Source organism: Streptomyces sp. AC602_WCS936, from assembly GCF_019049125.1.
Taxonomy (GTDB): domain Bacteria; phylum Actinomycetota; class Actinomycetes; order Streptomycetales; family Streptomycetaceae; genus Streptomyces.
On the sequence record NZ_JAGMUF010000112.1, the window covers coordinates 139,915 to 140,536 of the forward strand.

The window sequence follows — 622 nt, forward strand, 5'->3', positions numbered from 1 at the left end:
CGCACCGCCGTTGACGTTGACCCTGTCCAGGGACAGGCCCATGTCCTTCACGAAACGCAGGACCACCGCCGCGAACGCCTCGTTGATCTCCACCAGGTCGATGTCGTCGATCGTCAGCCCCGCCTTGGCGAGCGCCTTGCGGGTGGCCGGGGCGGGCCCCGTGAGCATGATGGTGGGCTCCGACCCCGAGACGGCGGCGGAGACGATCCGCGCGCGGGGCGTGAGCCCGTATCGGTCACCGACCTCCTTGGAGCCGATGGCGACCAGCGAGGCACCGTCCACGATCCCGGACGAGTTGCCCGCGTGGTGGACGTGGTCGATCTTCTCGACCCAGTGGTACTTCTGCAGCGCCACCGCGTCGAAACCACCGAGCTCCCCGATGTCGGCGAAGGACGGCTTCAGCTTCGCCAGGGAGTCGGCGGTCGTACCCGGCCGCAGATGCTCGTCGTGGTCCAGGACGAGCAGTCCGTTGCGGTCCAGGACGGGGACGACGGACGCGTTGAAACGGCCGTCCTTCCAAGCCTTGGCCGCGCGCTCCTGGGAGAGGGCCGCGTACTCGTCGACGTCGCGGCGGGAGAAGCCCTCGATGGTGGCGATCAGGTCCGCGCCGATGCCCTGCGGC

At 69.5% G+C, this 622-nt stretch carries 1 pseudogene; it reads right to left on the reverse strand.

Annotated features, from left to right (window positions below):
* Positions 1-622: pseudogene (locus KUM03_RS30390) on the reverse strand (acetyl-CoA C-acyltransferase); the annotation flags it as partial.